This is a genomic window from Oligoflexus sp., assembly GCF_035638955.1.
Lineage (GTDB): Bacteria > Bdellovibrionota_B > Oligoflexia > Oligoflexales > Oligoflexaceae > Oligoflexus.
The window spans coordinates 25,426-51,881 of record NZ_DASQYZ010000319.1 but is presented as its reverse complement, the minus strand read 5'-3'; the positions used below and the strand labels follow the sequence as shown (position 1 = coordinate 51,881).

Genomic DNA, 26,456 nt, shown 5'->3' with positions numbered 1-26,456 from the left:
GGAACCCACCGGAGGATTCGTGCGTTATGGTCTGCGTTATCACCGACCCGCTTTTTGAAAAACACCGCACAGGGTATCACCCCGAGTGTCCCGAGCGCGTCCAGAATACAGCACGTTATCTGGAAACTGTCCCCTGGTTTACGAAGCTGCCGCGCGCCCGCATCGCTGCCGCCAATGATGAGTGGATCCGCCGCACGCACAGTGAAGCGATGCTGGAGCGAGCTCGTGACATGTGTGCCGCGGGTGGTGGGCATCTGGACCCGGATACCTTTGTATCCCCGGATTCGTTTCAAGTGGCCATGCATGCGGCGGGCTCCGTTGTGGCTGCTGTGGATCGCGTGCTCAAGGGCCCGGATCGCACGGCCTTTTGTTTGATCCGTCCGCCCGGGCATCATGCGACGTCCACCGAGAGCATGGGTTTTTGTATTTTTAATAGCATTGCCATCGCCGCGCATTATGCCCGCGATGTGCTGCATCTGGATCGCGTGTTGATTGTGGATTTTGATGTGCATCATGGCAACGGCACACAGGATATTTTTTACAGCGATCCTGCGGTGCATTTTTTCAGTATCCATCGCTATCCCTTTTATCCAGGAACCGGTCATGAATCCGAAACCGGAACCGGCGCAGGACTCGGTACGACCCACAATATTCCGGTTGAATTCGGAACCTCGCGCGAGAGCTATCGGGATCAGTTCAGAAAGGGTCTTGAAGCCAGCGTGGAACAGGCTCGGCCGCAATTGATCTTAATCAGTGCCGGCTTCGATGCGCACAAGGATGATCCGATTGGGTCTCTCGGCCTTGAAATCGAGGATTATGAAATCATGACCCGCTGGATCCAGGAAGCCGCGGATGTCCATTGCGAAGGGCGGATTGTGAGCTGTCTGGAAGGTGGTTACAATCTGGATCAGCTGCCACTTTTGGTGGCGACGCACCTGCAAAATCTAAGCTGATGTCTTCCCTTGTCAGGTCTCCCATTCCTGCCTAAGCTATCGTTTTTATGCAAAGGCTCAAGGGAGAGAATCATGCAGCTGCGCCTGGATCACCAAACCGAATTGGCCGATCTTTATCGTCTTGGTGAGACAGAAACCCGCTGGACCCTGGATGCGGATGCCCCGCAGCGCATTCAAAAGGCTTACGAGCGCCTGATGCAGCATCTGGAAACCGACGGGGCCGCCGTTTATGGCCTGCATACCCACTTTGGGCACAATCTTTCCACCCGTGTTCCCATCCAGGATTGGCAGACTCATCAGGAAGCCTTGCTACGCTATCTGTGCGTTGGTGTCGGTCCGACACTTCCCATACGTATTGTACGCCGGGCCTTGCGCCTGCAGTGTCATAAAATGGGTCTGGGATTTTCCGGTCTGCATCCTGCTACGTTTCAAAAACTCCAGCGCCTGGCGGATGATGTTACCCTGCCCTCCGTGCCCAACCTCGGCAGCCTCGGCGCCAGTGGGGACCTGATTCCCATGGCCCACGCTGTCCAGCCGATTTTTGCTGAAGTCCGGCCCCAGGGACCGCGTGATGTCCTGGCTCTGGTGAATACCAATGCGATGATGGCTTCGCTTGCCATTGATGTTTGGCATGATCTGACCACTTTGCAAAACCAGGTCAGCTACGGGTGGCTTTTGCATGCCGAAGGTCTCGGTTGGCAGAAGCAGGGTTTTGGACATGCGGGCTGGCAGGCCGGCAATCAATTTTCGGTGGCACAGACCCGCTGGCTCGATCAGGTGCGCACCTGGCAAACCGAATTGCAATCGAGGCGCACACCTGAAACGCGTGCCCCATCCATTCTTCAGGAGAGATATTCGATTCGCTGCGCGCCGCAGATTTTTCTGGATATTGAAGATAACTTGCAATTCGCAGCGGGCAAGATTCAAAGGGAAGCTCTGAAATTGGCCGACAATCCTGTCGTCCTGGACGAAGGCATCTGGCATGGTGGGTTGTTTTATACAGCATCGCTGGCCAGTGCCGCCGAGCTGATGCAAAACGCGATCGTGCGCCTCGCGGACCTCATGGATCGACAGATTCTGCTGACGGTCACCCCGGAAACCAATCATGGCCTGCCGGAAAATTTAAGCACGGATGAGCCCGGCAACCATGTAAAGGGTTTGCATCAGCTGGCTTCAGCTGTTTTACAAAAAATCAAAGGCATGAGCCTGCCCGCCTGCCTGCTAAGTTTCTCGTGTGAAAGCAATAACCAGGATGTGGTGCCGGCTTCCATGTCGTCGCTGCTGCTCGTCCAGGAATCGCTGGTCCTTTTGAAAGACGTGGCGCGCATCCACCGCTTTGTGGGTGAACGCGCGATCCGCCAGCGTCACGGCCACGCTTTGCCACCGGAACTGAATCTGTCTCAGTTTCCGGTTTTTCAAGTGCCGTGATCAGGCGCCGCAGGCGAGTACGGTCGGCTGATCCGGATTCGAAATATCGTCCAGCTTCACATCGACCTTACCAATCAGAGGCACGTCCAGGATGGTGATCTTATCCGCGCTCAGCTCCACGCGCTTTAGCTTGAGGGGGATGCCGAGGGCTTTTTTCGCGCTCGCTTCCACACCGTAAAATTCAAGACCCAGGGTCGACGGACTCGGTTGATAGATCCGCTTCACACCGAATTCAGGCGAGAACTTCACCTTGATCTCGCCGTTGTTCATATCACACTTTGCCGTCATGCCTTTGACCAGCGACACCGCACCCAGATTATTCTTCGCATCACTGGACGTACGCAGCGTCTCGAACCGGCTGAGCAGATTGCCGAGGGCCTGCCCCATATTATCCTCGGGCAAAAGAACGCCGAGCTGTCCTGAAGCCGTCGCAAAGAACGAGCGCTGCAACGTGATCTGCCGCGAACTTTGATTCAGCCAACCCACAAGAGGCGCACCGGCCGCGATGAGATCAGGCAGCGCAATCTCCTGATCGCTGACCTTGGTCACATCCAAACCAAAAGCCAACAGGAGATTATCCAGGGCAAAATCCAGCGGGACCTGCTGGACCGAACGATCATTCAATCCAAGACTGAACGTTTCATCACTGGCCACAGTCATGGATTGCAGCACGGTAGCTTCCTTGGCTGCATCGGCGCTCAGACCCAATCCGGAGAGCTGAATCGCACCGGGCATGAACGTCACGTTCTGCACAGGTTCAAGATTCCAAACCAGACCCTCGGCCGTGCGAAGGCTCGTCGCAGCCGCATGCCGGGACACCAGCGCTCCATTTTCCAGCCCAGCCGACTGCCATTGGCTGGCATCGAGACGAGTCTGTATATCCTGGTAGACAGCCTCCAGATGCAAAGCCGTCAGCGCTTGCTTCAGACTGTCAGCACCCAACTCCTGGCGGGTGACACTGAACACCGAAGTACTTGTCAGGGCGCTACTCAGAATCGTACTGAGCGCCTGAAACTGAGCGGCGCTCAGGCTTGTTGTTTTTCCCGGATCAGGAACACGACAGTTCAATTGCCAGTCTGCACACCATTCCTGATAAGATTGCGGCGTAGCCCCTTCCTGTTTAAGAGACGTCTGCTCCAACGAAGCCTGCGTCCCACATGCATTCAGACCCATTCCCAGGGCCAACAGCAAACTCACAGAATAACCCGCACCAACACCAAAGCTTCGACTACGAAGACTCGTGACGCTCATTGCGCTCTCCTTTGTGATACTGAACTGTCAAAGACGAATTTTTTTCTACACTGCAGAAGGCTGTTCCGACAGAAAAGGCATTTTTTCTAAATTGTGGTAAGGGTTTGATCGTTCGCACACCCTGCACATGATTTCGCAGTCTGCATGGCTCGATACGCTGACAGCAAATCCTTCTGCACCAAGATTTACAAAGTTCATACTCTCTATAGGTTAAGCATCACGAGCGATCCAAGCAGTCGGCATGATTTACGACTCATCAATTTTCATTTTTTGTTTACTCCAAGCAGCCCTTTGTGTATCCACACAATTACATTTAATCGCATTCTCATATACCGCTGGAAACGACGGTCCGGCGGGCTTTTTCGCGATTTACTAGGGAGTCCGCATGTCATACCATACTGCCAGGAAGCAACACCTATTGTTTGCTTGTGCCATCGGGGGTTTACTGCCTCTTAATAGTTCTGTGTTCGCCCAAGACACGGGAGTCATCGAGAAAAAACCTGAAACAACCCAGGAAAAAAAGGCGCCCAAAAAATCCGACGAAAAAACCGGCGAGAAGGTGCAAGTGACCGGCTCACGTCTGAAAAAAATTGATATTGAAGGCAGCGTGCCGATCAAGGTCATTGATCAGGCAGAAATTCAGAAAGCTGGTATTACCAGCATTTCGGACCTCTTCCGCAACCAGACTGAAAACTCCTTCGGCAGTTTCAACGGTGGTAGCGGCAATATCTCCGAAGGTCAGGCCACGATCAATTTGCGAGGTATGGGCGCCGACCGCACCTTGATCCTGATCAATGGTCGTCGGCTACCTTCCGAAGCTTCGCTGGGTGGCGTGAACGTCAACAATATTCCCATCGAGATGGTGGAAAAAGTTGAAATCGTCAAGATGAGTAATTCTGCCGTTTACGGCGCAGATGCTGTAGCCGGCGTAATGAACGTGATCCTGAAAAAGGATTTCCGCGGAGTCGCCACAGCCTTGACCAGCACAACCACGCAACAGGGCGGTGCTGACAACCAGACCATCAGCGTTGCGGGTGGAACGGATTTTGGCAACACCAACGTCACCGTCTCGGTCGGAGCAGGGAGAACCACTCCCCTCTACTCGCGCGATCGCGATCAGCTTTGGGCTTATAAAGGCAACTATGGTTACAGTGCTTATTCCAACCCCGAAGGGACCTATAGCTGGGCGATCGTCGATCCCAAAAACGTGAACAACACCCGTGGTGATTACGTTTACCGCCCCAGCCCGAACTGTCCTGTTGAAAACCAAATTGCCTTTGAGAATGCACCTCAGACCGTCATGTGCCGCGGTCTGCGTCGTGATGCGAGTACAGCCCAGATCAGTTCAGAAAAAGAAACATGGAACGCGATGACCAATACCAACACCGAATTGAACGGTGGCGTGCGGCTCAACACCACTCTGTTGTATGCGAATACCGAAACAACCAGTGGCAAGGTCAATCGCTTGGATACCTCAGATCCGTTGACTGGCATGGATTACATGATGCGACTGGGCGATGCCCCAGCCGATCTCCAGGCCGAAGTGGGTCGCCTGGGACTCGTTGCCAATCCCGACACCATGATCAAAGTCGCCACACGCGCGTTGCCTTATGTGAAAGGCAATACGGAGACCCGTGATACCGTCGTGGGCGCGATGGTCGGCGTCGGTGGCGCGGTCAATAACGAGTGGGACTGGCAGGTGGATCTGTCGAACTTTAGCACCACGCGTGAGCGCTTTTACAATAACGTCGACGACAAACAGGTTTTCTCGCAAAACATGTTCCCGAACAATGGCACGACACCCAACCTGAACCTTTTCCAGCCGGATCCAACGGTTCTTGATGAGTTCTTCGTTGATCTTTACGGCAAGGAGCGTAACGGTGTTAACGCCGCCACGGCTTTTGCCAGCGGGAGTGTGGGCACACTGCCGGCCGGTGATATCGGTCTGGCGTTTGGCATGAACTACCAGCACGAGATGTACGAGCTCATCGCGGATGAAAAAGACAAGCTGACCTTCAACGAGGGTCCTCGCTACTGGGGGAGCATGAACTCCGATGGCAAAGGCGAACGTGATGTGACTTCGGCCTTCGTCGAAGTCAACCTGCCTGTTGCCCCGCGCACGGAAGTTGGTCTTGCAGGACGTCTCGATAATTATAACGATTTCGGCAGCACCTTCAACTACGCGAGCAGCATTGGTTATTCGCCATTCACCTTCCTCAAGCTGCGCACGAACTACGGCACCAGCTTTAAAGCCCCGTCGCTATCGATGCTTTATGATAAATCGAGCGGCGGCTACTTGAGGGTAACAGACACGCAATACTGCAATATCAACCTTGGTGCTGATAACCCTTGCGGTGAAGATGCCCAGAGCTATTCGGTCTATGTTAACAATCCTGGCAACATCGATCTGGAGGAAGAAACTGCCGTAGCCTATAACTTTGGCTTTATTCTGCAACCGGCCGAGTTTTTCGATTTTACAGCGGACTACTGGGCTGCCAAAATCGAAGGTATGCATGATCAGGAAAGTCTGAATACCATCGTCGAACGATCGATCGCAGGCCAGCCCATTGGCAGTTCACAGGTTATCCGCGTGGAGGATCCTAACCGCGCGGATGCTGGCAAGATCTCTCGTATAGAAAGGAGTTATGCTAACATAGGCACAATGACGACCAGTGGCTTTGATCTCGAATCGAACTTCAACTGGAACGTCACCTCCACCCGCATGAATTTCAGGACTCGCTATTCCAACGTCATCTCACGCAAAGAGCAGGTCGCTTCGGGCGCTCCTAATGAGGAATTCGTGGGGTCCTATGGCGTTCCTCGTTACCGTAGGTCGAGTACCCTGTCGGCACGGAATGGTGGACATGTTGTGAGCCTGGATGCGCTGACCATCGGTCGCATGGAAAGCTCCGAGTTCGATGATGATCCGACCTATAGCTACATCAAGGCGTTCACTCGCTATGATACGACTTATAGCTGGGATCATCCCTGGAATGGCACCCTTTCTTTGGGCGTCTTCAACCTGGAAAATAAAATTGGTGGTCTGCATACCACGGATCGCGAACGCGGCCTGGTGTCTTATGGTAGCAATAATTACGATGCATTGGGTCGCCGCTTCTACGTGGCGCTCCGGCAGCGTATGTAAGAGCTAAGAAGCCTCGCCGTTTTCGGAGAGGGACAGGGCGGGATTTCCCATGGGAAGTCTCGCTTTTTTTATGGTACGAGTGGAAGGGGCGACAGGAATTCAACCCAGGAGAGATGGCATGGCACGTCGATGGCTGAGCGCAATATTTTTGCTGACCACACCGGTTTTGTCCGATCCACAAACCCCGGAAACCAAGGACAATGTGGATATAGGGGGACTGCTGCAGGACGGCAAGAAGCCTTGTGATGAGGATAAGAAGAAGGCTGAGGCCGCCGCGGCAGCCAAGGCCAACGAGCAGGCCATCCAGGGCTTGCTAGGCGATAAGCCACCGGAAAAGAAGCCCGAACCCGCGAAGGCGAGTTTGGGCGCCGTCCCGGCACCTATGGCGAATTGTAAGTGACGGGGCGGGCTTAAGCACCCGCCGGCTTAGGCAAGAGGCACCCCGGGGTCGTCAGATCCACCTTGCCCGCACTGTTGCGGCAGGTGTAGATCCAATAGGTCTGCTGCGCGTAGCCCGTGCCTTTTTGATAAGTAATGTTGCCGTTCTTATCCACCTCGCAAGGATTGTTCACCTCACACTTGCGTCCTGATTCATTGATCGTATTGTTCACCGCCACGACGATCCGGGTTCCCTTGCCAACCACAGGCGAGCCCGAGGTTCCACCGATCACTTCACAACCAGGACGACTGTAACGAACCGCTTTCGAGAATGTCCAGTTCCCCTCTTTCAGCGTATCTGCGATCGCTTCCACCTGACAGCTGTAGCCCCGTTTCCAGTAACCCGAGATGACTTCAATATCACTGCCGACCACCGGCTCACCGCTCGCCAGTGTCAGCGCCTTCGTATCGTATTTATTCAGGATGTCCTGATAGGTTTCCTTCAGCAGATAGAGGCTCATATCCGTCTTGGTCATCGTCGCATACAAAAGTTTCGTAGCCGTCACCTTACCCAATCGGGAGGCGCTGCTGCTCAGGATATCAAAGGTGCGACTGGTATTCTGATTGCTCAGCACCACTCCTGGCTGAATCATGCTCACGCAGTGACCGTTACTCAAAACCATGGCCTGATCGGAATCGAGACTATCTTCGAAACGAACCAGACTGCCCGAGCAGCCCGATAACGCGACAATCCCTTCAAAATCGTAGCTCGCAACGGCTTCCATAGCGAAGTCAGGCGCATGGGGCAGCGGCTTGCCAAATTCAGGAAATGTGATCGCCTGTGCAGAACCTAAGGAACACAAGGCAAAAGGAACCGACATTAAGAAACGCTTCATGGGCATCCTCTCAAAACGAACATTAAAAAAGTGGCTCTTCTTCTTTATGGCTATCGATTTCGACAGAGGAAATCAATGCAGGATTATTGAATGTTTGCCGCGTTTATCATCGTTTTTTGGGAGCAAGCGCTTCTTGCAAGGCGCGAACGAAGCGCTTTGCCACCACGAAAGCTTGTGCTAAAACAGGCTGCTGCTCTCAAACTCTCGGAGGAAACTATGCAGACCGCTTTTGATCTCGTTATCTATGGCGCCACTGGCTTCACGGGCCGTCTTGCCTCCCAGTATCTTACCCGTGCCGGCAGTGCTGAAGGATTACGCGTGGCCATAGCCGGACGAAATCAAGAAAAGCTGGAAGCGATTCAACAGTCCTGCCACCGAAAGCCGCAGATCGTGATCGCTGATTCCACGCGTCCCGAATCGATTGATGCCATGGTGCAAAAAACCAAGGTCGTTCTCAGTTTTGCAGGCCCTTTTGCCATCCACGGCGAACCCGTGGTCGCAGCCTGCGCGAAATGGGGACGTGATTATCTGGATATTACCGGCGAGACTCCTTTTATTCGCTCCATGATCGAACGCTATCAGAAGGAAGCGGAAACCACCGGAGCCCGCCTCATTCCTTTCAGTGGTTTTGATTCGATACCGGCGGATCTTACTGTATACCTGGCGCTCGCTGCCGCCCGCAGTCGCGGATTCCTGTTGGACGAGCTGAGCCTTTACTATCAGATTCGTGGCGGCCTGAATGGAGGCACGCTGGCGTCGGCTTTAAATATTGCCGAACACAGCACCGGCCGCGAACTCTTCGATCCCAATATATTGATTCCCGATTCCAGCTGGCCGCGTGGTCCCAAACCGGATTTGAAGCCACGTTATGAACCCGTGCTGGAACGCTGGACCGCGCCGTTTTTCATGGGGCCCATCAACAAGGCCGTCGTGCGCCGCTCGTCATGGCTGCGCGCGCAGCAGGGCAAGCCGGATCATCCTTTCCAATATGAAGAACGCATGGTCGTCGGCCGTAATCTCGGTCCGGTTCAGGCTGGTCTCACAACGGGAGTGCTGGCGGGCTTCAGCGTGCTCACGGGCAATAAAATGGGCCGCAGTCTGCTCCGGCGCTTCGGTCCCAAACCCGGGGAAGGCCCATCCGATGAGGCGCGCAAAAACGGATTTTTCCGCGGGCAACTCGTCTGCCGCAGCCAGGGTCTGTGCAAACTCATCGTCCGTATGGAACGCGAAGGCGATCCAGGCAACGATGTGACCGTGGCCCTTTCCTGCGAAACCGCACGATTGGCCGCAGAAAATGCCTATCAGCAGCAGAATCTGAAAGGTTTTGTGACACCAACAGTCGCCTTCGGCGATCAATTAACCAAACGACTTGAACAGGCGGGTTTCCGTTTTCGTACGGAATTTGTCTGAGCCCTTACACAACACTCGTTAAAGGGGGAAACATGCTTCAGGATTTTCGCGTAGAGGTTCGTCAGTGGCTTGACGCCAATTGTCCGGTATCGATGCGAACACCGATAGTGGAAGAGGAAGAGGTTTGGGGTGGCAGTCAGGAAAAGTTTAAAAATCCCGACTCCAAAATCTGGCTTGAGCGCATGTCCGCCAAAGGCTGGACCGCACCTGAGTGGCCCAAGGCTTATGGCGGTGGAGGACTCAAGCCGCAAGAGGTTTTGATTCTGAAAGAGGAGATGGCCAAGCTGGGCTGCCGGCCGCCCCTTCTCAGTTTTGGCATCTGGATGCTGGGTCCCGTTCTTTTGCAATATGGAACGGAAGAGCAGAAAAAAGCTTACCTGCCCAAGATAACCCGAGGTGAGGTCCGTTGGTGCCAGGGTTATAGTGAGCCCGCCGCTGGCTCGGACCTGGCGAGTCTGCAAACGCGTGCCGAGCTGGTCGGCGATCAGTTTGTGATCAACGGCTCAAAAGTCTGGACGTCGTATGCGGATTCTTCGGACTGGATTTTCTGCCTCGTCCGTACGGATCCCAGCGCTGGCAAACAGCAGGGCATCAGCTTCATGCTGATTGATATGCATCAGCCCGGTGTGAAAGCCGAGCCGATCCGTTTGATCAGTGGCGCCTCACCCTTCTGTGAAGTCTTCTTCAGTGATGCCAAAACCTCACAGGATAACCTCATTGGTCCTTTGAATGGCGGCTGGCAGATTGCCAAAGCCCTGCTTACGCATGAGCGTCAGGCCATCAGCGAAATCAATAAAAAAGCCAGTGAACTGCCCCTTGAAATAGTTGCCAAACAAAAAATGCCGTCCTTGAACGGCCGTCTCGCCGATGAACATTTCCGTCAGCGTCTGGCCGCCTGGCACATGGACAACACCGCCTTTGAATGGACTCTGGAACGCGAGCTGTCCTTGCAAAAAGCTGGACATTCCCCGGGTGCAGCGTCGTCGATGTTCAAGCTCTATGGCACGGAACTGAATAAGCGCAAATACGAACTGATGATGGAAGCGGCCGGATTTCAAAGTCTCGTTTGGGAGGGAACCGGTGATGAGAAGGATCGGCAAGCCACCCGTGATTGGCTGCGATCCAAGGGCAATTCGATCGAAGGCGGCACCAGCGAAATTCAGCTGAATGTCATTGCCAAACGTGTGTTGGGATTACCCTGAAGGAGAGGTGGCATTATGATGACTTGGGAATTGACGGACGAACAAAAACTACTGCAGGTTTCAGCGGCCAATTATTTTCGCGAAAAAATGCCGATCAATCACTTGCGGCGCATTCGCGACACCAATGATCCCATGGGCTTTCCGCGCGAAGCCTGGCAGGAAATGGCCGAACTGGGGTGGACCGGTATTCTTATTGACGAGGATCATGGCGGATTGAATTTTGGGTTCCGCGGTCTGGGTCTGATCCTGGAAGCAGCCGGCCGACAATTGGCTGCCACACCCCTTCTGTCCACCGTTGCCGGGGCCAGCCGTCTCATACAAAAACTCGCATCTCCAAATCAAAAGAAGACACTTCTGCCGGCGATTGCAGCTGGTGAAACCATCATCGCTCTGGCCCATGATGAAGGTCAGCACCACGACCAGGATCATGCGACCACCGCCCGGGCGCAAGGTTCCCAGTATGTGCTGAATGGCCGTAAATCGCTGGTTTTGGATGCAAGGTTAGCCGATCAAATCCTGGTCCTGGCCCGCACCGATCAGGGACTCTCCTGGTTTTTAGTGCCGCAGGAAAACCAAGGTTTACGCTGGGAACACTTCCGTCTCATCGATGGCCGTCCAGCCGCTCACCTTGAATTGCAGCGTGTGGAAGTTCCCGCCTCGGCTTTGCTGGGTCCTTTGGGTGGCGCGGCCGCTTCGTATGAAGATCTGCGCAACGCCGGAGCCGCGAGCCTCGCCGCCGAGATGCTGGGATCCGCCACGGCTGCCTTTGAAATGACCCTGGCCTATTTGAAGGAACGCAAGCAATTCGGTGTGGCGATCGGGTCGTTCCAGGCTCTGCAGCACCGCATGGCGAACCTTTACTGTGAACTGGAAGTCTCGCGTTCGGTGGTCCAGAGAAGCCTCGCGGCCCTGGATGAAGATCATCCGAACAGCACCATGTTCGCCAGTCTGGCCAAGAGCAAACTCAGTGATGTCTTCCATGCGGTCGCCACAGAATCGATTCAATTGCATGGCGGCATCGGCATGACCGATGAACATAATATTGGATTTTTCCTGAAGCGCAGTCGCATCAATACGGAGCTGTTCGGCAACGCCAGTTTCCATCGGGATCGTTATGCGCGCGCTTTGGAGTTCTGACACGAGAAAGGACAGCAAATGATGAGCGAAGCAAAAATATTGGTCGAGCGTCATGGTTCCATTCTATCGATCGGCATCAATAGACCAGCCAAGCGCAATGCCATTGACGTTGAAATGTTCTTTGAAATGGCCACAGCGTATGGCGTGTTGGATCAGGACCCGGAACTTCGCGTGGGTGTGGTCTATGCCGTGGGAGATCACTTCTGTGCGGGTCTTGATCTTCCCAAGTGGCAGGATATTATATCCGGCGGTCACATGCCCGAATATCCGGAAGGATCCTGTGATCCCTTCGGCATCGCGGCCGGGCGTATCTGCCGTAAGCCCATTGTTTTTGCAGTCCAGGGGATCTGTTATACCTTCGGCACCGAAACCATGTTGGCCGCGGATGTTCGGATTGCCGCGCGGGATACCCGCTTTGCTCAGTTGGAAGTCAAACGCGGCATTTTTCCGTTTGGAGGTGCCACGGTTCGCCTCGTGCATGAACTGGGTTGGGGCAATGCCATGCGCTATCTTCTGACCGGCGAGGAACTGCCGGCGGCGGAAGCGTATCGTCTGGGTCTGGTTCAGGAACTGGTCGAACCTGGTCAACAGCTGACGCGAGCCATGGAAGTCGCCTCCTCGATAGCAGCTCAGGCACCGCTCGCCGTGCAGGCGACCTTGGCTTCGGCCCGGGAGAGTCTGCGCGATGGCGAGGACCTGGCCTTTGCGGGCCTCTTTCCGCGTCTGATGCAATTGGCAGGCACCGAGGATGTGAAGGAAGGCTTGCGGGCCTTTATGGAACGCCGGCCTGGGGATTTCGCAGGACACTAAGTTTGGTCGGAAGTCATCATCAACCCGCACTGAACTCATTGCGGCCAGAGTTCGCTTGCTGTAGAAGGGACTCTGGTATCCGGGCATTCACGGCCCATCATTGAGGTCATCATGCGGGTTTTGCTCGTTCTGCTTTGGGTTGCCTTATCCTGTCCGCTTCGTGCAGCTTCTGCAACACAAGCCCCTTCCCCGCCTCTTTCACGCTTTCTGCCCGTTGTGTTTTTCACTCCTGACACCGGATTGGGTGGCGGCGGTTTTCTCATCCGCAACCTCAACGATCTCGAACAGGGTGATCCCTCGCAGCTAGTGGCCTTTGCTACCGTCACTCAAAAAAAGCAGGTCATTGCCGTCGCTGAACCTAAGATCTATTGGGACCAGGGACGCTGGGAATGGACCGGTAAACTTTCGGGCCAGGATTTTCCCAGCGAATACTATGGCAGCGGCAGCGTCACTCTGCATCCGGATGATGCCGAAAGCTATCGAGACAAACGTTTCAGCGTGGAAACACGGATCAAGAATATTTTTTATGATGGTTTGTTTTGGGACGTGGAATACGGAGCGGGTTGGCAGAGATTCACTGAAAATCATGACGATCCGACTCCGCGTGTTGACGCGGAATTTTCCCGTTGGGGACACAAGGGTGAGCAGCATTCCATGGGACTGGGGCTCGGGCATGACAGCCGCAGCAGCCGGGTCCGTGCGACATCGGGTCATCTGATTCGGAGTTTTTATCAAGCCCAACGCTTCAAAACCGATCGCGATCAGGGACATTTTGGGCTCGCCGGCCTGGATTGGAAACACTACCTGCCCCTGGACGAGCGCCAGACTCTGGCTCTGCAAATGCACGCCGCTCAGATGAATCGTGTGGACGTGCCTTTTTATCTTTTACAGGGACTGGGCGGCAACCAGGTCTTGCGCGGTTTTTATGGCAATCAGTTTCGCGACTATGCCATCAGTTACGGACAGGCGGAATGGCGAACTCTGTGGCGTCAGGACTGGGGCTTTCGGATTTTTGCTGGAGTCGGTGCGCACGCCGGACGCCTGCGCGATCTCAAGGCTGAGGACACCAGGACCGCCGGAGGTCTTGGCCTCGATTATTTCCTAGATCGCAAAAGCATGAATAATCTACGTTTGGATGTCGGATTCAGTCAGGATATCGTCGGCGTTTATGTGCTGTACGGCAATGCGTTTTAATGGAGCAAAAAATCAAGCGGGGCGAGCAGCAGTTCACCCTGCAAATGGAAGGCCTGCAGTCCGGCCAGGCGAGCCCCTTCCACATTGGATTGATTATCATCGATAAAGAGGGTACGGGCTGGATCCAGGCCATGGCGGTCGGTGACATAACGATAGATGGCCGGATCAGGCTTGCGAAGGCCAATCAAATGCGAATAGTAAGCGGCTTCAAAAAAATCATCAAAAGGCTGGCCCGGCAGGTCCGCCGCAATGATCTGATCAAACGCCGCCTTATGAATGGCGTTGGTATTGCTCAAGAGAAACACGCGACGCCGTGCGGCAACCTTTTGCACAAAGGCCATCCGGGCCTGGGGCATACGACCCAGCATGGCGTTCCAGGCCTCAGTGATCGCTGTGGAACTGAGAGTGATCCCAGCCAGTTCGCAAAGACCCTGATGAAAGTGATGAGGTTCGATGCGGCCCGTTTCCAAATCATCGAAAAGGGGGCTCTGTTGAGTTTGCAGGTAATAATGGTCACTGCGCGGACCCAAGAGACCACGCAAAGCCTTTTCCGTCGCTTGGTAGTTTATATCCAGCAGCACGCCACCCAAATCAAAAATGACAGCATTACACTCTTGCATGCTTGTCTCCCCGCCCGTCCAACCTTAAAATTCATTGCAGATCCAGAACATGGAAAGGAATCATCATGACAGAAAAATGGGCGATCGTCACCGGCGCTTCGGCAGGAATCGGCTTGGACATTGCGAAGCTACTGGCGGAGCGCGATTATCATCTGGTCCTGGTCGCTCGGTCCAAGGATAAACTGGAAGAGGCCCAAAGGCAGCTCGCGTCAGGATCCAGGCAGGTTCGCATTGTGGCCATCGATCTGGCCAAGGCTGGCGCCAGCGAAAGTCTGGTCCATCAAACTGATAAATGGGGCATCGTGCCGGAAGTCCTGGTCAATAATGCAGGCAGTGGGGTCTATGGACCTTTCCTGGACAGCAACATCGACGACGTCCAGGGCATGCTCAATTTGAATATCGATGCCCTGGTCCACCTTACCTGGCTCTATGGTCGCAAAATGCGGGAACGCAAAAACGGCTATATCATGCAGGTCGCTTCCACGGGAGCCTTTCAACCCCTGCCGAATTATGCCGCCTATGCGGCCAGCAAAAGTTTTGTGCTCAACTTCTCACGGGCTTTCAATTACGAGTCACGGGCGGACGGCGTGACCTCGACCGCACTCTGTCCAGGCCCAACCTTGACAGGCTTCTTTGACAAGGCGCAGCACAAACTCAGCCGCTCCTTTCAAACGATCATGATGTCCTCGCAGGACGTGGCACGGCATGGTGTGAACGCGATGTTCGCGCGCGAGGAATGCCAGGTGGCAGGCCTTCTGAATAAAGTCTCGGCCAACCTTCCTCGTCTGCTCCCAAGTCGTCTGGTTGTCCGCGGCATCGCCATGTTCATGAAGTAAGTCAATGCTGGCCTGCCGCTTTCAGGCAGGCTTGCCGCCCCATTCGTCCTCTGCAATTGGAGTTCTACCGTGCAAGATCAGCCATTGAAGACAAAAGAAAAGGCTGGGCCTTGGCATGCGTAGAGTCCGGAGCATGACTGAAGCGGGGCGCGGAAGCACTTTCCATTTTACGCTACCCGTCGGTCGCAAGTCCACACAAGCTCCCAGCCAGGAAACCGTTGCATACTGATGGTATCCACTCCTGCTCGAAGTACGCCTTGGATAAAAGTCACTGACTCGGGTCCTCAATTGTGCAGGCTCTTTGTTAGGCGCAGTCTAGAGTTTGAATAATTGCACCCAGCCAATCAAGGTCAAAAGGCTTGCCCCTCATCACAACTGAATCATGATCCTCCAACCTTAGCTCAAGCACTTTAACGGATTTGGCCCCTGCTGAAAATAAAATCACAGGAAATTGCAGTGACCTTGATCGGCACCAGTCAACGAGAGTGGCTCCGTCCATATTTGGCATCATGAAATCAGTAATGAGAAGATCAACAGTATTGGATTTCAGAATTTGGGTTGCAATGATTCCGTCCTCCGCCGCGATTACATTGAGCCCTAAATTCAGTACGAATCGCTTCAGTATGGATCGTTGGTCATCTGCATCTTCAACAACAAGAACTGTTTTTAAACTGCTTTACATTGCCGTCACCTCTTCACGGCACACTATCACGCAAAATATAATTTCAATCTATCAATTGTCCTACAGTAGGCGTGCTTCCGGGCGCTTCAGCTTGAAACCTGCAGGCAGCCCTGGCTATCGAATCAAATTCGAATCATGTGCACAACTCCAGGTCTGATGCTGCGAAGGTTAGGATCTGCGGTTGAGTTGGCAGAAAATGGCAAGGTCTGAACGCGGCCACGAGAAGGACCACGGCCCAAAAGATGAACCAGCTTAGACTTCCTGCATGAGATGTTCCGACATTTCACTCGCTAAAACTGCTGCTTGATGCGGCATGTATTGAAAAAGGAGACCATAACGGAATGGTCTTTCCGTTGTCTCCAGCACTCGTTTTGCCTGGAATGGGCGATGATTCAAAACGAAAGATCTATTTAAGAATGCAGAACTGTCTGCCGAAAATTGGTGCCTGACTTCTTGTTGCGAGTCAGGAAATTTATATCAGACATGACGCCTATGAAGCCGCCAATTGCAGCAGCAATAGCACCCAATACCAGGGCAACAAACCCCCAAAGGGAAGCTTTCGATAGACCTTTGGCTGCGGCATCTCCCGTTTCGCGTGCTTGCTGTTCCGCGGCAACCTTGGCCTTTTCAAAATTGGCCTGGGCACTCAGGAAAGTCTGATGCCAACGATCCACCGTGGTCGAGGCTTCCTCTTTCGTCATGTCGGTTCTGGCAACAATGACATTGGTTAAGGCTTCTTTGTCAGCTGCATCCAATGTTTGCTTTCCTTGAGTAAAGACGCGGTTGACAAGCGCGGAGAGCTCCTCTGATGAATTGTCAGGATTTCTCAGTGTGTTTTCAGTACCGGTCTGGGCCTGGTTGGCCACTTCTCTTGAATCCCTGGCCATTTGTTCAGGTTGCAATTCCGCCTTGCCTGTCTGGCGAAGGATCTCTTTGGCTTCACGCTGAATATCACTCATGTCGATTCCCCTGGCAGCCAGTTGACCTTCCACGACATCGGCAATTTGTGATCCTGAGGATGAAACGCCCTGGCCGACGAGATTGGCTGCACGACTGACCATGCTAGCCGCTCCACTCACCAGCCCGCCTACAGCGGAGGTCATAAAATAAAATGTGAGAAGGGTGGCAAGTCCCCATGTGAGTATTCCATGGAGCGATCCATCAACTTTTCTTTCCATTCCTGACAGTCTTCCGGCAACCCAGCCGCCCGCAAAAAGAGCAATCAACGTGGAAATCGCAAGCCATATTCCGCTTCCAACCCCCATCCCAGCTACCGGATTTTTTTCTGTCAAAGGATCAACGGTACTTGCCCCTATGCCGATACCCAGAAGACTTAAAGCGAGCTGAACGACGAGAACCACAACAACGCCTGCCAGGACTGATGCCCACGAAACTCTTTTGTATAAAGATGAAGGGGATTGGGAGGCAAGGATGTCTTCTTGATTACTTTCACTTAAGGTCATGGGAGTTTCCTCTGCTGAAGTAAATTAATTAAATAGGTGAGGAGAGCTACTGGCAGAGGATTAATAGCAAGATGCAGTCCAGCGGATTAAGCGCGTCTGAATTGAGTACGAAACGAACAGTAGCTCATTGAAGAGGCGATGGAATCCTTTTTACCATAACGATAGAATGGAGAAATATTCTGTGAAGTGCGTTCCACTGAACATCGATTATTCATAGTCTATGCATCATGCAAGTCTATTTTACATGGGTTTTTTATATGTTTGTTCACGAAGACAATGTACAATCATTGTGCCGCAAATGACTTCTGCCAAATAGTGCATGAAAGATTTTTCACATTTGCTGGAGACAACAGACCCCCGATTCTCGAACCTGGATGAAGACTCAAGGAACTCGTGCTTTTCCACCTCAACCACGAGAGGTTTCTTGTCAGCAGGTTGGCAGCCGATCTCAGCACTAAAATGGCATGCAGATTCTGAAAGCGAGGTCGTCATGCACTGAAGCCGACTTCCGCAACCGACACCCCATACCTAGGGTTGATTCCAATGGAACTTCAGCTCGGCTGCGACTGGATTATGATCGGATAAGGGCTGGCCTGCATCATCCCGAAAAATATCAAAAGGCACGCTGTAATCCACGACAGAGATCTGCAGATTCGGACCGTTGCGGAAATAAATTTTATCGATCAGCTCACAGGTCGCGCTGCTCGGCTCTGTGGCACAGGATTCATTCAGCGCCCCGCCCTTGGCCGGGACTGTCGTCAGACCATGCGTCACCATCCAGGAGTCTTGAAAACCAGCCTCGATGATCTGTTCGGCAATATCGCCATTGCGTGTGTATCGGGAATTGAAATCGCCTACGATAATAACCGGTTTGCCCTGGGACCCGGTATGGATCAGTCCGAGCAGTTGTGTGATATTCCGGCGTCGCGCGTCCAGTGATTTTTCATCCGAGCCAGCATCCGCATGCAGATTATAAATATCGACGACGACCCCTGGCGCAATTTCATATTGAGCCAGCATAATGCCTTTGGGCGTGAGGCAATCACTGCCATCGGTAATAACCCCATGACAGTTCTTCCATTTGACCCGTTCCACATGAGTGAAGGGCACGTTCGAGAATATGTTCAAGCCATCGCCAAACACAGCCCATCCTGAGGTTTTGGACTGATACGGATGCTGCGCGGTTCCTGTCAGTAAATGATGATAATTAAAATCCTCCTGCACCAGCACAACATCATAAGAATTGATGAGCTCACCAATCTTTGCCGTGTTCCTGGCGGGCGAACTCGATGAGATGGGTTCAGGAAGTCCCGCGACGTTATAGGTCATAAACTTAAGCGTGCGTTCGTGCGAGGACTGACCAAAAAGGGATGGGGAAATCAGGACGAGCGGGAATAAACAGGCGCAAAGCCGCATAGCTTTTTCCTTTAAACAAAGTCATGGATGGTAGGGGCGGACAATTGGGGTGAATCTAACAGGGGTGAAGGAACGTGACACTTCAATAATGATGAAATCCCGGTGATCCCAAGTTCACGTTCCATAGGAGGAGACTTGACTCACGCCTATTCAGCAGTCGCGGTTTCGGGATTGGCCACGATACCCTGGAACAGGAGCGCGCCGGTCACCCGATCACGCAGAGCCAGAAAGAAAGGCCGATCGGCAACAAAGCTGACGGTTGCCACCGGAGCCGACGTTGTCCCAACCACCACGGCCGTTACCGCAGCCGCTTTGAATCCATGCTCATCCATCTCCACAGCTGTTTTTTGCAACACGTCACTGATATAAGCCTCACCGCCCTGCGTGGGTGTACCGAGCGGCCCCATTTGCGCCTGGCCTGGACGGAAAGCTCGCTGCATGCCCAGGGCCTGCAGGGCCTCAATCAATGATTTTTCAAATGAGAATGTGAATTTGGGAACAGCCACTCGAGCAACTTCCGGCCGAAGGCTGCCGATCAGAGTTTGATAATCACTTTGTTTCATATCAAAGATACTGCCTTCGGTTGTTTCCGGCAGCACCAGATCCAGCTGAAAGCGCCCTGGCTCACCTTCGCCGCTGGGTCCTTCACCTTTGCGGAAAGCCAGACTTATCATTTTATACTGGCCATTGCTGGCAAAAGGCACCCCAAATTCGTTGGCCTGCATCATGCTCACGGATCTGGTCGAGCCGTCCGCCAGCTGGAAAGCACCATCGGCTGTTAGATTCGTGGCGAAGGGAGTCAGCCATTGCGCTTGAAAATAAAGAGCATTGAACAGCAGCGAGGCCATGTCGGGTTCCAGCTGCTCCACAATGCTGGGAATCATGCCGCCCGTGCTTTTATAAACCCAGTCGTTGATATGCTGAACCGTCGAGATCTCCTGGAACGATTCACTGGTGACGACCTCCTGCTCGGGCAGGATTGCATAAAAAGTTTCTGCATCATTTTGAAATTTTTCGGCCAACTGGAAGCTGTCGCTATTAACCCAGATCGCATTCGCAATCCGCAGCACTTCTGTGCCGTTGGTATCCGCCAGCAAATCACGCATGAAGTCACGCACCAAAGGATTGGCCTCGACCAGGGAATACGGATTCGTGCGAAGGACAGTTTGGATTTCCTGCAGGGTTTCCTGCTCGGTTCCGTTGCTGGCTAAAGACAGGGCCAGCCAGGCGCTTAAAGGCGAAAAGAGCATATTTTCGGTTCGAACCTGGGGCTTCTGCAGTTGTTCGAAAATGCTCCAGCCAAATTCATTATTGGCCCGCGCGGCATCGCTGGTGACCGGAGCGCCCGCCATGACAGGCGCCGATAGAACGCAGACGCTCAGGATGCCGGATACAAGAGATGGGAATTTCATGATCGGACTCCTTATGGAAAAAAAGGGGGTTGATGACAACCCCCCATGTTTTAAAATTGTGTGGTCTTAGCTGGCTTCAGCTTCACCCTGCTGACCGGGAGCCTGGTCTCCAGGTGCCTGTTGTCCAGGTGCCTGCTGACCAGGTTGCTGCTGTCCAGGCTTCTGCTGGGTTCCAGGTTGTTGTGCCTGGCCCACTTCCTCAATCTGTGATTGACAGCCATTGGTGAACTGGCTGCCGGTTTCCTGCTCACCGACCTGCTGCCAATCGACCAGCGATTCGGCTCCGTCTTTGCTCACAAAGCCTTCTGCACAGAGGGTTTTCAGGCTGCTGACTTGCTGAATGAATTCGTCGCAGCTGAGTTCCACATAGCCTTTATAAAGAATGGTTTTTTCCTGATAGTTCACGCACTCATATTCCTGAGGCGCAAGGTTTTCTTTGACTTTTTCAGCAGCGATAATGCCTTTGCCGAGGCCTGCGGCATTATACTCGACCCACATAGGGAGGGGTCTCTTCTGGGAGATCGCGTCCCAGCGGTTTTCTGTCTTCGAGCATTCAATACGGATGGAGAATGGCTTCAACTGTGCCGAGCCTTGGAACAGTCGGCAGCGGTCTTTCATGCCATCGATGGTATAAGTTTGATCACTGCCCAGTTCCACCTGTTGGGCGCCGGCGGCGAAGATAGGCAAAGACATTAAAAGCAATCCAGAGGTCAATACGGCGATTTTCATAGTTAATCCTTTTTCTCGATATTCGGTTTATCCGACAACCCGGGCCCCTGGGATGTTCCAGGGCCAGAGAATCTATTCAGGGTTATGAAGAAAACTTGCAGGATGGCGCAACAAAGCCAGGATAGGATCCAGATTACTCTGCAGCCAGGTATTGTGGGATGCGGGCCAACCGTTATCCTGCGGCAGCACAACATAATCAGGATGATTCTTGCGCGATGTCCCGAGCCACTCCCCGGCGATCACCAGCAAACGGCCTTCCTGAGCTTTGATCGCGGGATCGACGAAGAGCCGATACTGATACTGTTCAAAGGCATAATCATTGCGGTTGGTCAGGTCCTCGCTGACCTGGGAGCGCATTTTGATTTTCCAGAGGCGCATCGACACTTGGTAGGCATCCTGGATCGATTCGTCCTGATGGATGACCCATTCCACCTTAAAAACAGGCTGCTGCCACACTTCAACGCCGGCGGTATCGTCGATGATAAAAGGCCTTTGCAGATCGCCCAGCACGCTGAGCATGATGCGATGCAAGGCCTCCGGACGGATATCCTGATAGGTTCCATCGCTGATATAATCACCGTCATACCGCACACCGAAAACGGTCACAGGAAACGCTTCGTAGAGTTTGGTGAAGATTGCTTTTTGATCTGAAATCGACAGGGACTCACCCAGCACGTCGATCGAGTTTTTGGGTTCAGGTTCCATCATCGCGGCATTGGACCAGGCGTTACAAAGGCCTTCCCAGCTTTCCGGATGACTGGAGGACATCGAGTTTTCCAACGCTTGAGCCTGGGATTCACGGCCGATCCGGGTCATCATACGGTCGACCTTGGCGAACACAGACATATCACCGGTATAAAGGATGGGATCATAACGCGGGTACCAATAGCCCGCCCAGGGCGGTGTGACTTCCCGCTTTTGCCAACGCGGAGTATCCTTGCGGCTGATTTGGTCAGGACTGATTTCCAGCCTACCAAAACGATCGGTAACCTCCTGAACGGCCTTCATCTCCAGATGGTGATAGGCAACATCCGGGGCCTCGGCCCACAGGTCACGGGGCGTATTCTGCAGGATTTCCGCCAAAGCCCGATATTTTCGATCGATAGCATCGCGTTGCTGGGGATCATCGCCACGCTTGAGTCCATCCAACGTTTCCATCGCACGGTTGATCTGAAGTCGGATCAAAGCGCGTTCGCGAGGCGAGAGCTTGGGAAGAAGACGACTCCACAGCGTTTGGATTTCTTGTTTTAATTCTTCACAATGTTGAACATCGGAAGCTGAACAGTTCCCAACACTCAGAAGCGATGTGGGATCAGCGTTTGCAGTCACCAGGGCCAAGGCCGTCTGGTGAAAAATAGGCAATAGAATGCAAACGAATCCGACGAAGCACGTCCGAAGTTTATCCATGGCTCACTCATTTTTTACAAATTCATTTCAGAAGAGACAGTTCGATAAGTCTGATTGATGTTTAAGTTTGAGAAACTTTTGCGTCAAGATATAAAAAAATCTATTTTTACTGATAGCCATGTTAGTTAGGAGTTTTTCTATAGCTCGTTCCGACTCTGATGCCATCCCTTCGATCCGTTAAATTCTGTAGGAAACTTACATATACGGAATTCTGGCAGCTGCACCCGACGAATCCCACCAATTCGCAGTTTTTAAACTTTCTTCATCCGAAATTTTTCGACAAAAACCTTCCCGTTTCCTCTTAAATCTTGTAATTTTACTACATCGACAGGAGGATAAGACATGACTGGCACACACTGGTTACGGACAATGGTTATGCTACTTGGTTGCAGTCAAGGCCCTTCGGCTGTCGCGGGACTCGACGTTTCCTTTCTGGAAATGTCGAGCATCAACACCCAGGCTTACGGTCAAACGTCGCAGAGTGTTCATGTCAAGGTTTTGGTTCCTAATACGAGTTTTGAAAAAAACGTCAGCATCATCTTTCAAAAAGAAAATGGTTCTCCTCACCGAGTGGTGGCCCGTTATCTGGGGCCAGCCGAGGCCGGGTTGGAAATCTGGGAAGCCTTTGCCAACCTGGGCCCTGGCAGCTTTTTGGTTCAGATTGATTTTGCAGAGGCGCCCCAACCCGCAGCCGAGCGCACCACGATCCTTCTTCGTCAGGGATCAGGACCGGTGCTCTACGGTGAACGATCCTTGATGGCGATTTACAATCCTCAGGTCATGAGCAAGGGCGCGGCCCAGTTCCATGCTGCTATCAAAAACTTTGCCTACAGCAAACGCGTGCGGCTGCACTTCAGCCATGATGGTTGGCAAAACAGTGAGTCACTGGATCTGGGTTACGAGAGGGTGTTCAACTATGGACGGGGCAGCGTGGTGCTGCCGAACGACGACGGATTTGAAATCTGGTCAGGCAAGCCGGATCTGAACGAGACGATCGATGAACTCAGTTACTACTTCACCTACGAGGTGGCAGGACAGACTTTCATCGACAACAACTTTGGTCACAATTATACAGTCCATTTACGCTAATTCAGCGGAAGTAATTCCTCTGTTTCACATGAGAGGCCCGGCAAGTCCCCCCGCCGGGCCCTTTCTTTTTTTCTGATCAGGATCTTGAAGCTTTAGGGCTAATCACCTTGCCTTTGCCCTTGCCTTGAGTCTTGCTAGCTTGGGCCTTGAGCTTGGCTTTCTTATTGGAACGCAGGTTCAGCATCTCAACGGCCACACTGAAGGCCATGGCGAAGTAAATGTAACCTTTCGGGATATGCAGACCGGCAGCATCCGCGACCAGCACCAGACCAATCATAATCAGAAAGGATAGGGCCAGCATCTTAATCGTGGGATGACGCTCGACAAAATCGCCGATGGATTTACTGGTAAAGACCATAACACCGAGGGCGATGACGTTGGCTGCGACCATGATGGAAATATGCTGACTCATCCCAACCGCTGTAATCACCGAATCGAGTGAGAATACGATATCAAGCAAAGCGATCTGCACCAGAACACTGCCCAGGGTCACAGCGCCTTTCACATTGTGACCATCCTCGTCACCTTCCATCTTGCCGTGGATTTCCTTGGTCGCTTTCCAGATCAGGAAGAGACCGCCCACAAAAAGGATAATGGACTTGCCTGAAACCGGATAACCGGCAACCTCAAACAGCGGATGCACCAGCCCTGCGATCCACGTAAGGGTAAATAGCAGCAAAATCCTTGAGACGAAGGCACCCATGAGGCCCAGTCGACGGCCCTTATCCCGATCGGCGGGTGGCAGCCGGGATGAGAGGATCGAAATGAAAATGATGTTATCGACGCCAAGGACGATTTCCATTGCCGTCAGGGTGATAAGACTGAGCCAGGCTTCCGGTGAGCTAAGTAATGCCATAAAGTCCATAAAAATCCATCCTGAAGTGATGAAAAAAAGACGAGTTATTATGCCGGAAAAATCGAACCTCGCCTAGGTTTCATAAAAATTCTTTATCTCAGACTGGCAAATTCAGGGGCCACACGGCAGACTCGGGGGTATTCGCGACCAATCTGTCATAAGGAATTCGTTATGTCCTGGAAATGCCTTGCCCTTGCCCTTGGTGTGTCCTTGTCCAGCCCTGGTATTCTCGCTCAAACGCTGCAGCCTTTGGGGGCCAAGGATTTGGCGATTGCACTCCCTATGACATTTCGGGAATTGCCGCGGGACACGCTGTTCCCTCGAACATGGTTTCAGACCATCTCGAACGGTTTCAGCCAAACCAGCGTAGGCTCGGCCTTGGAAACGGAGAGTCCTTATACCGATTGGCAAGTGGTCTCCCTGCGACTCGCGCCCTGTGCGCCGCTTGGACAGACACCTGGGGGTGCGGACCAAAATTGCTGGCCGGAAATTCGTCTGGTCTGGCAGCCTGTTCAGAGAAAGATCCGTTTGCATGAACGTTATATGGAAAACGCTGGTGATGATCGCGCGGTCCATGCGCTTTATCCAGTTGAACCGGCACGCTTCCTGAATGCTTCGGACGCGCTTCGCGTGCAGACGCACATCCGCACCTTAACTGAAGGCAAAGCGCTGGACGCTGCTTCCCGCAAAGAATTTCAGTCAGCCCGGGACCTGGTCCTGCGCGAGCTTTTGCCGGCCATCGCCAACCTACGTGAGCGTACACTGCCTGCCGCAGTCTTCCTCGGTTTCGGCATTCGCCCCGAAGCGGACGATTCCAGCTTGCAAAAAAGTTTTGGTCAAAGGCTTACCAATTTTCTCAATCGCTGGGCGAGCCCCACGGATCTTCGCACCCTCACCGCTTTTTCCCTGCCCGAGGGTCGTGAACCGGCTCATCTGGATGAATGGGTGTTCCTCGCGTTTCGCGGCGAAAAAAGCCGCCTGATACCGGACCCGATTCTGATTCGTTCGGCTCGCGATGGCCGTGTGCTTGCCAATCTGGGTCCTTCCATGCGTGGATCGCAGAATCGTGATGATGATAAACTCTATGATCTTTTAAATGGCTCATTTGATGCCGAGGAATTGGCATCCTCGGTGATGCTGCGGGTGAATGATATTGAACGTCTGACGCCCGTGGTGCGTGACCGCGAACGTCTGCTCGTGGCCAATACCTCCTGCGTGTCCTGTCACAAGATGAATGATCTGCGCTTTGATTTTCATAATTTCAGTTATCTGGAAGACCGCGACATCACCATTTCGCCACGCGTGAAAAGAGACGTTGAGTTGGATTTGATTTGGCTGCAGAAGTCAGGGTTCATCACGCAACCTTAAAGTGCCGTGGGTTGTCGCACCAGACCTTCTCAAAGCGCCGCAAGGCGCCCGCCATCCACGTGCAGACTCGCACCTTGAATAAATTTGCTGTCGTCTGAAGCCAGATAAGCAATAGCTGCCGCGACATCCTCGGGCTGACCCACATCACCCGTCTGAATCGTTTCAAGACCCGCTTTGATATTCGGATTTTCCCATAGCATAGGCGTGTCAATGGCACCCGGCAGGATCGCATTCACGCGGATGCCTAGGGCCTTGCCTTCCAATGCCGCGGACCTGGTCAGGGATATAAGAGCCGCCTTCGCCGCGGCATAGGAGGCCACCAAAGGCGTCGTTTCCTCGGCATGAATGCTGGAGACATTGACGATGGCACTGCCTGGCTTCATATGCAGAAAACCCTGCTGGATAAACAGAAAGGCACCCACCAGATCCACATTCAGAATATCGTGCCAATCTTCAACCGTATGCTCGACCAGCGGCTTAAAAATCATGAGACCGGCATTGTTGACGATAACATTCACCTGACCAAAATTTTCCATGGTGCTCGCAAAGGCAGCCTGGATTTCCTCAGGATTTTTGATATCGCAAACCTGAGCCAAGGTATGCCTGGCCCCTACGCTCTTCACGTCCTCCTCGGCCTTTCTAATTTTGTCGGCATCGCGATCCACCAGCACAACCGATGCCCCTTCACTTCCAAATCTTTTCGCCGTCGCCAGGCCTATGCCGCTGGCGGCTCCTGTAATGATGACCACGCGGTGGGCAAATCGATGGATCATG

22 protein-coding genes and 1 pseudogene are annotated in these 26,456 nt (G+C 53.1%); 12 read left to right on the top strand and 11 right to left on the bottom strand.

The annotated features are described in order from the left end of the window. Positions 1-26: 26 nt before the first annotated feature. Complete coding sequence (locus VE954_RS29220) at positions 27-953, top strand: histone deacetylase (RefSeq protein WP_324959604.1); 927 nt, start codon at positions 27-29, stop codon at positions 951-953. A 72-nt stretch (positions 954-1,025) separates the two neighbouring features. Then, positions 1,026-2,381 carry an aromatic amino acid ammonia-lyase gene (locus VE954_RS29215; protein ID WP_324959602.1) on the top strand — a complete coding sequence of 452 codons (1,356 nt, stop codon included), beginning with the start codon at positions 1,026-1,028 and terminating at the stop codon, positions 2,379-2,381. On the opposite strand, the gene VE954_RS29210 is transcribed toward VE954_RS29215, so the two are convergent. Next, positions 2,382-3,632, bottom strand: coding sequence for a hypothetical protein (locus tag VE954_RS29210; protein ID WP_324959600.1), 1,251 nt, complete (start codon positions 3,630-3,632; stop codon positions 2,382-2,384). A 385-nt stretch (positions 3,633-4,017) separates the two neighbouring features. Here VE954_RS29210 and VE954_RS29205 point away from each other — a divergent pair, with 385 nt between their 5' ends. Continuing rightward, positions 4,018-6,777 carry a TonB-dependent receptor plug domain-containing protein gene (locus VE954_RS29205; protein WP_324959598.1) on the top strand — a complete coding sequence of 920 codons (2,760 nt, stop codon included), beginning with the start codon at positions 4,018-4,020 and terminating at the stop codon, positions 6,775-6,777. A 118-nt stretch (positions 6,778-6,895) separates the two neighbouring features. Next, entirely contained in the window at positions 6,896-7,177 is a 282-nt protein-coding gene (locus VE954_RS29200; RefSeq protein ID WP_324959596.1) for a hypothetical protein, read from the top strand. Positions 7,178-7,187: 10 nt separating this feature from the next. On the opposite strand, the gene VE954_RS29195 is transcribed toward VE954_RS29200, so the two are convergent. After that, entirely contained in the window at positions 7,188-8,051 is an 864-nt protein-coding gene (locus VE954_RS29195) for a hypothetical protein (protein WP_324959594.1), read from the bottom strand. Between the two features lie 216 nt (positions 8,052-8,267). Between VE954_RS29195 and VE954_RS29190 the strand changes: the two genes are divergently transcribed. The 5 genes from VE954_RS29190 (at position 8,268) to VE954_RS29170 (ending at position 13,804) form a co-directional block, all read left to right on the top strand. Next, positions 8,268-9,461, top strand: a complete 1,194-nt coding sequence (locus VE954_RS29190; protein WP_324959590.1) for a saccharopine dehydrogenase family protein — start codon at positions 8,268-8,270, stop codon at positions 9,459-9,461. Between the two features lie 32 nt (positions 9,462-9,493). Continuing rightward, positions 9,494-10,663, top strand: coding sequence for an acyl-CoA dehydrogenase family protein (locus VE954_RS29185; RefSeq protein WP_324959588.1), 1,170 nt, complete (start codon positions 9,494-9,496; stop codon positions 10,661-10,663). Positions 10,664-10,678: 15 nt separating this feature from the next. Further along, complete coding sequence (locus VE954_RS29180) at positions 10,679-11,800, top strand: acyl-CoA dehydrogenase family protein (protein ID WP_324959586.1); 1,122 nt, start codon at positions 10,679-10,681, stop codon at positions 11,798-11,800. A gap of 18 nt (positions 11,801-11,818) precedes the next feature. Continuing rightward, positions 11,819-12,610: a crotonase/enoyl-CoA hydratase family protein gene (locus tag VE954_RS29175; protein WP_324959584.1), complete on the top strand. Its 792-nt coding sequence runs from the start codon at positions 11,819-11,821 to the stop codon at positions 12,608-12,610. Positions 12,611-12,721: 111 nt separating this feature from the next. Continuing rightward, the gene (locus VE954_RS29170) at positions 12,722-13,804 is read left to right on the top strand and encodes a BamA/TamA family outer membrane protein (RefSeq protein ID WP_324959582.1); all 1,083 of its coding nucleotides are present in this window, start codon (positions 12,722-12,724) and stop codon (positions 13,802-13,804) included. On the opposite strand, the gene VE954_RS29165 is transcribed toward VE954_RS29170, so the two are convergent. Next, a complete protein-coding gene (locus tag VE954_RS29165; protein ID WP_324959580.1) occupies positions 13,801-14,424 on the bottom strand; it encodes an HAD family phosphatase in 624 nt (207 codons plus the stop codon). The genes VE954_RS29170 and VE954_RS29165 overlap by 4 nt on opposite strands. Positions 14,425-14,489: 65 nt before the next feature. Between VE954_RS29165 and VE954_RS29160 the strand changes: the two genes are divergently transcribed. After that, positions 14,490-15,260 (top strand): SDR family oxidoreductase, encoded by a 771-nt coding sequence (locus VE954_RS29160; RefSeq protein WP_324959577.1) that lies wholly within the window; start codon positions 14,490-14,492, stop codon positions 15,258-15,260. A gap of 304 nt (positions 15,261-15,564) precedes the next feature. Here the strand turns inward: VE954_RS29160 and VE954_RS44485 are convergent. From VE954_RS44485 to VE954_RS29135, 6 genes and pseudogenes are all read right to left on the bottom strand, one after another. Then, positions 15,565-15,909: pseudogene (locus VE954_RS44485) on the bottom strand (response regulator); the annotation flags it as partial. A 443-nt stretch (positions 15,910-16,352) separates the two neighbouring features. Further along, complete coding sequence (locus VE954_RS29155) at positions 16,353-17,405, bottom strand: hypothetical protein (RefSeq protein ID WP_324959575.1); 1,053 nt, start codon at positions 17,403-17,405, stop codon at positions 16,353-16,355. A gap of 528 nt (positions 17,406-17,933) precedes the next feature. Next, entirely contained in the window at positions 17,934-18,821 is an 888-nt protein-coding gene (locus VE954_RS29150) for an endonuclease/exonuclease/phosphatase family protein (RefSeq protein ID WP_324959573.1), read from the bottom strand. Positions 18,822-18,967: 146 nt separating this feature from the next. Continuing rightward, complete coding sequence (locus VE954_RS29145; protein ID WP_324959571.1) at positions 18,968-20,233, bottom strand: serpin family protein; 1,266 nt, start codon at positions 20,231-20,233, stop codon at positions 18,968-18,970. A gap of 66 nt (positions 20,234-20,299) precedes the next feature. Then, positions 20,300-20,962 carry a hypothetical protein gene (locus VE954_RS29140; protein WP_324959569.1) on the bottom strand — a complete coding sequence of 221 codons (663 nt, stop codon included), beginning with the start codon at positions 20,960-20,962 and terminating at the stop codon, positions 20,300-20,302. A 72-nt stretch (positions 20,963-21,034) separates the two neighbouring features. Continuing rightward, on the bottom strand, positions 21,035-22,369 hold the full coding sequence (locus tag VE954_RS29135; RefSeq protein ID WP_324959567.1) for a hypothetical protein: 1,335 nt from the start codon (positions 22,367-22,369) through the stop codon (positions 21,035-21,037). 342 nt (positions 22,370-22,711) lie between these two features. Here VE954_RS29135 and VE954_RS29130 point away from each other — a divergent pair, with 342 nt between their 5' ends. Beyond that, complete coding sequence (locus VE954_RS29130; protein ID WP_324959565.1) at positions 22,712-23,458, top strand: hypothetical protein; 747 nt, start codon at positions 22,712-22,714, stop codon at positions 23,456-23,458. A 76-nt stretch (positions 23,459-23,534) separates the two neighbouring features. Here the strand turns inward: VE954_RS29130 and VE954_RS29125 are convergent, their stop codons facing one another. After that, positions 23,535-24,323, bottom strand: coding sequence for a TerC family protein (locus VE954_RS29125; RefSeq protein ID WP_324959563.1), 789 nt, complete (start codon positions 24,321-24,323; stop codon positions 23,535-23,537). Positions 24,324-24,485: 162 nt separating this feature from the next. Here VE954_RS29125 and VE954_RS29120 point away from each other — a divergent pair, with 162 nt between their 5' ends. Further along, positions 24,486-25,682 (top strand): hypothetical protein, encoded by a 1,197-nt coding sequence (locus VE954_RS29120; protein ID WP_324959561.1) that lies wholly within the window; start codon positions 24,486-24,488, stop codon positions 25,680-25,682. A gap of 29 nt (positions 25,683-25,711) precedes the next feature. Here VE954_RS29120 and VE954_RS29115 read toward each other — a convergent pair whose 3' ends face one another. Beyond that, positions 25,712-26,455, bottom strand: a complete 744-nt coding sequence (locus VE954_RS29115) for an SDR family oxidoreductase (RefSeq protein ID WP_324959559.1) — start codon at positions 26,453-26,455, stop codon at positions 25,712-25,714. Position 26,456 lies beyond the last annotated feature (1 nt).

Bases quoted from the DNA above. Each gene is read 5' to 3' on its own strand.
- VE954_RS29160 (WP_324959577.1), top strand. From the start codon at position 14,490: ATGACAGAAAAATGGGCGATCGTCACCGGCGCTTCGGCAGGAATCGGC.
- VE954_RS29210 (WP_324959600.1), bottom strand. From the start codon at position 3,632: ATGAGCGTCACGAGTCTTCGTAGTCGAAGCTTTGGTGTTGGTGCGGGT.
- VE954_RS29120 (WP_324959561.1), top strand. From the start codon at position 24,486: ATGTCCTGGAAATGCCTTGCCCTTGCCCTTGGTGTGTCCTTGTCCAGC.
- VE954_RS29195 (WP_324959594.1), bottom strand. From the start codon at position 8,051: ATGAAGCGTTTCTTAATGTCGGTTCCTTTTGCCTTGTGTTCCTTAGGT.
- VE954_RS29115 (WP_324959559.1), bottom strand. From the start codon at position 26,455: ATGATCCATCGATTTGCCCACCGCGTGGTCATCATTACAGGAGCCGCC.
- VE954_RS29175 (WP_324959584.1), top strand. From the start codon at position 11,819: ATGATGAGCGAAGCAAAAATATTGGTCGAGCGTCATGGTTCCATTCTA.
- VE954_RS29130 (WP_324959565.1), top strand. From the start codon at position 22,712: ATGACTGGCACACACTGGTTACGGACAATGGTTATGCTACTTGGTTGC.
- VE954_RS29180 (WP_324959586.1), top strand. From the start codon at position 10,679: ATGATGACTTGGGAATTGACGGACGAACAAAAACTACTGCAGGTTTCA.
- VE954_RS29170 (WP_324959582.1), top strand. From the start codon at position 12,722: ATGCGGGTTTTGCTCGTTCTGCTTTGGGTTGCCTTATCCTGTCCGCTT.
- VE954_RS29155 (WP_324959575.1), bottom strand. From the start codon at position 17,405: ATGACCTTAAGTGAAAGTAATCAAGAAGACATCCTTGCCTCCCAATCC.
- VE954_RS29185 (WP_324959588.1), top strand. From the start codon at position 9,494: ATGCTTCAGGATTTTCGCGTAGAGGTTCGTCAGTGGCTTGACGCCAAT.
- VE954_RS29165 (WP_324959580.1), bottom strand. From the start codon at position 14,424: ATGCAAGAGTGTAATGCTGTCATTTTTGATTTGGGTGGCGTGCTGCTG.
- VE954_RS29150 (WP_324959573.1), bottom strand. From the start codon at position 18,821: ATGCGGCTTTGCGCCTGTTTATTCCCGCTCGTCCTGATTTCCCCATCC.
- VE954_RS29125 (WP_324959563.1), bottom strand. From the start codon at position 24,323: ATGGACTTTATGGCATTACTTAGCTCACCGGAAGCCTGGCTCAGTCTT.
- VE954_RS29135 (WP_324959567.1), bottom strand. From the start codon at position 22,369: ATGGATAAACTTCGGACGTGCTTCGTCGGATTCGTTTGCATTCTATTG.
- VE954_RS29200 (WP_324959596.1), top strand. From the start codon at position 6,896: ATGGCACGTCGATGGCTGAGCGCAATATTTTTGCTGACCACACCGGTT.
- VE954_RS29215 (WP_324959602.1), top strand. From the start codon at position 1,026: ATGCAGCTGCGCCTGGATCACCAAACCGAATTGGCCGATCTTTATCGT.
- VE954_RS29140 (WP_324959569.1), bottom strand. From the start codon at position 20,962: ATGAAAATCGCCGTATTGACCTCTGGATTGCTTTTAATGTCTTTGCCT.
- VE954_RS29205 (WP_324959598.1), top strand. From the start codon at position 4,018: ATGTCATACCATACTGCCAGGAAGCAACACCTATTGTTTGCTTGTGCC.
- VE954_RS29190 (WP_324959590.1), top strand. From the start codon at position 8,268: ATGCAGACCGCTTTTGATCTCGTTATCTATGGCGCCACTGGCTTCACG.
- VE954_RS29220 (WP_324959604.1), top strand. From the start codon at position 27: ATGGTCTGCGTTATCACCGACCCGCTTTTTGAAAAACACCGCACAGGG.
- VE954_RS29145 (WP_324959571.1), bottom strand. From the start codon at position 20,233: ATGAAATTCCCATCTCTTGTATCCGGCATCCTGAGCGTCTGCGTTCTA.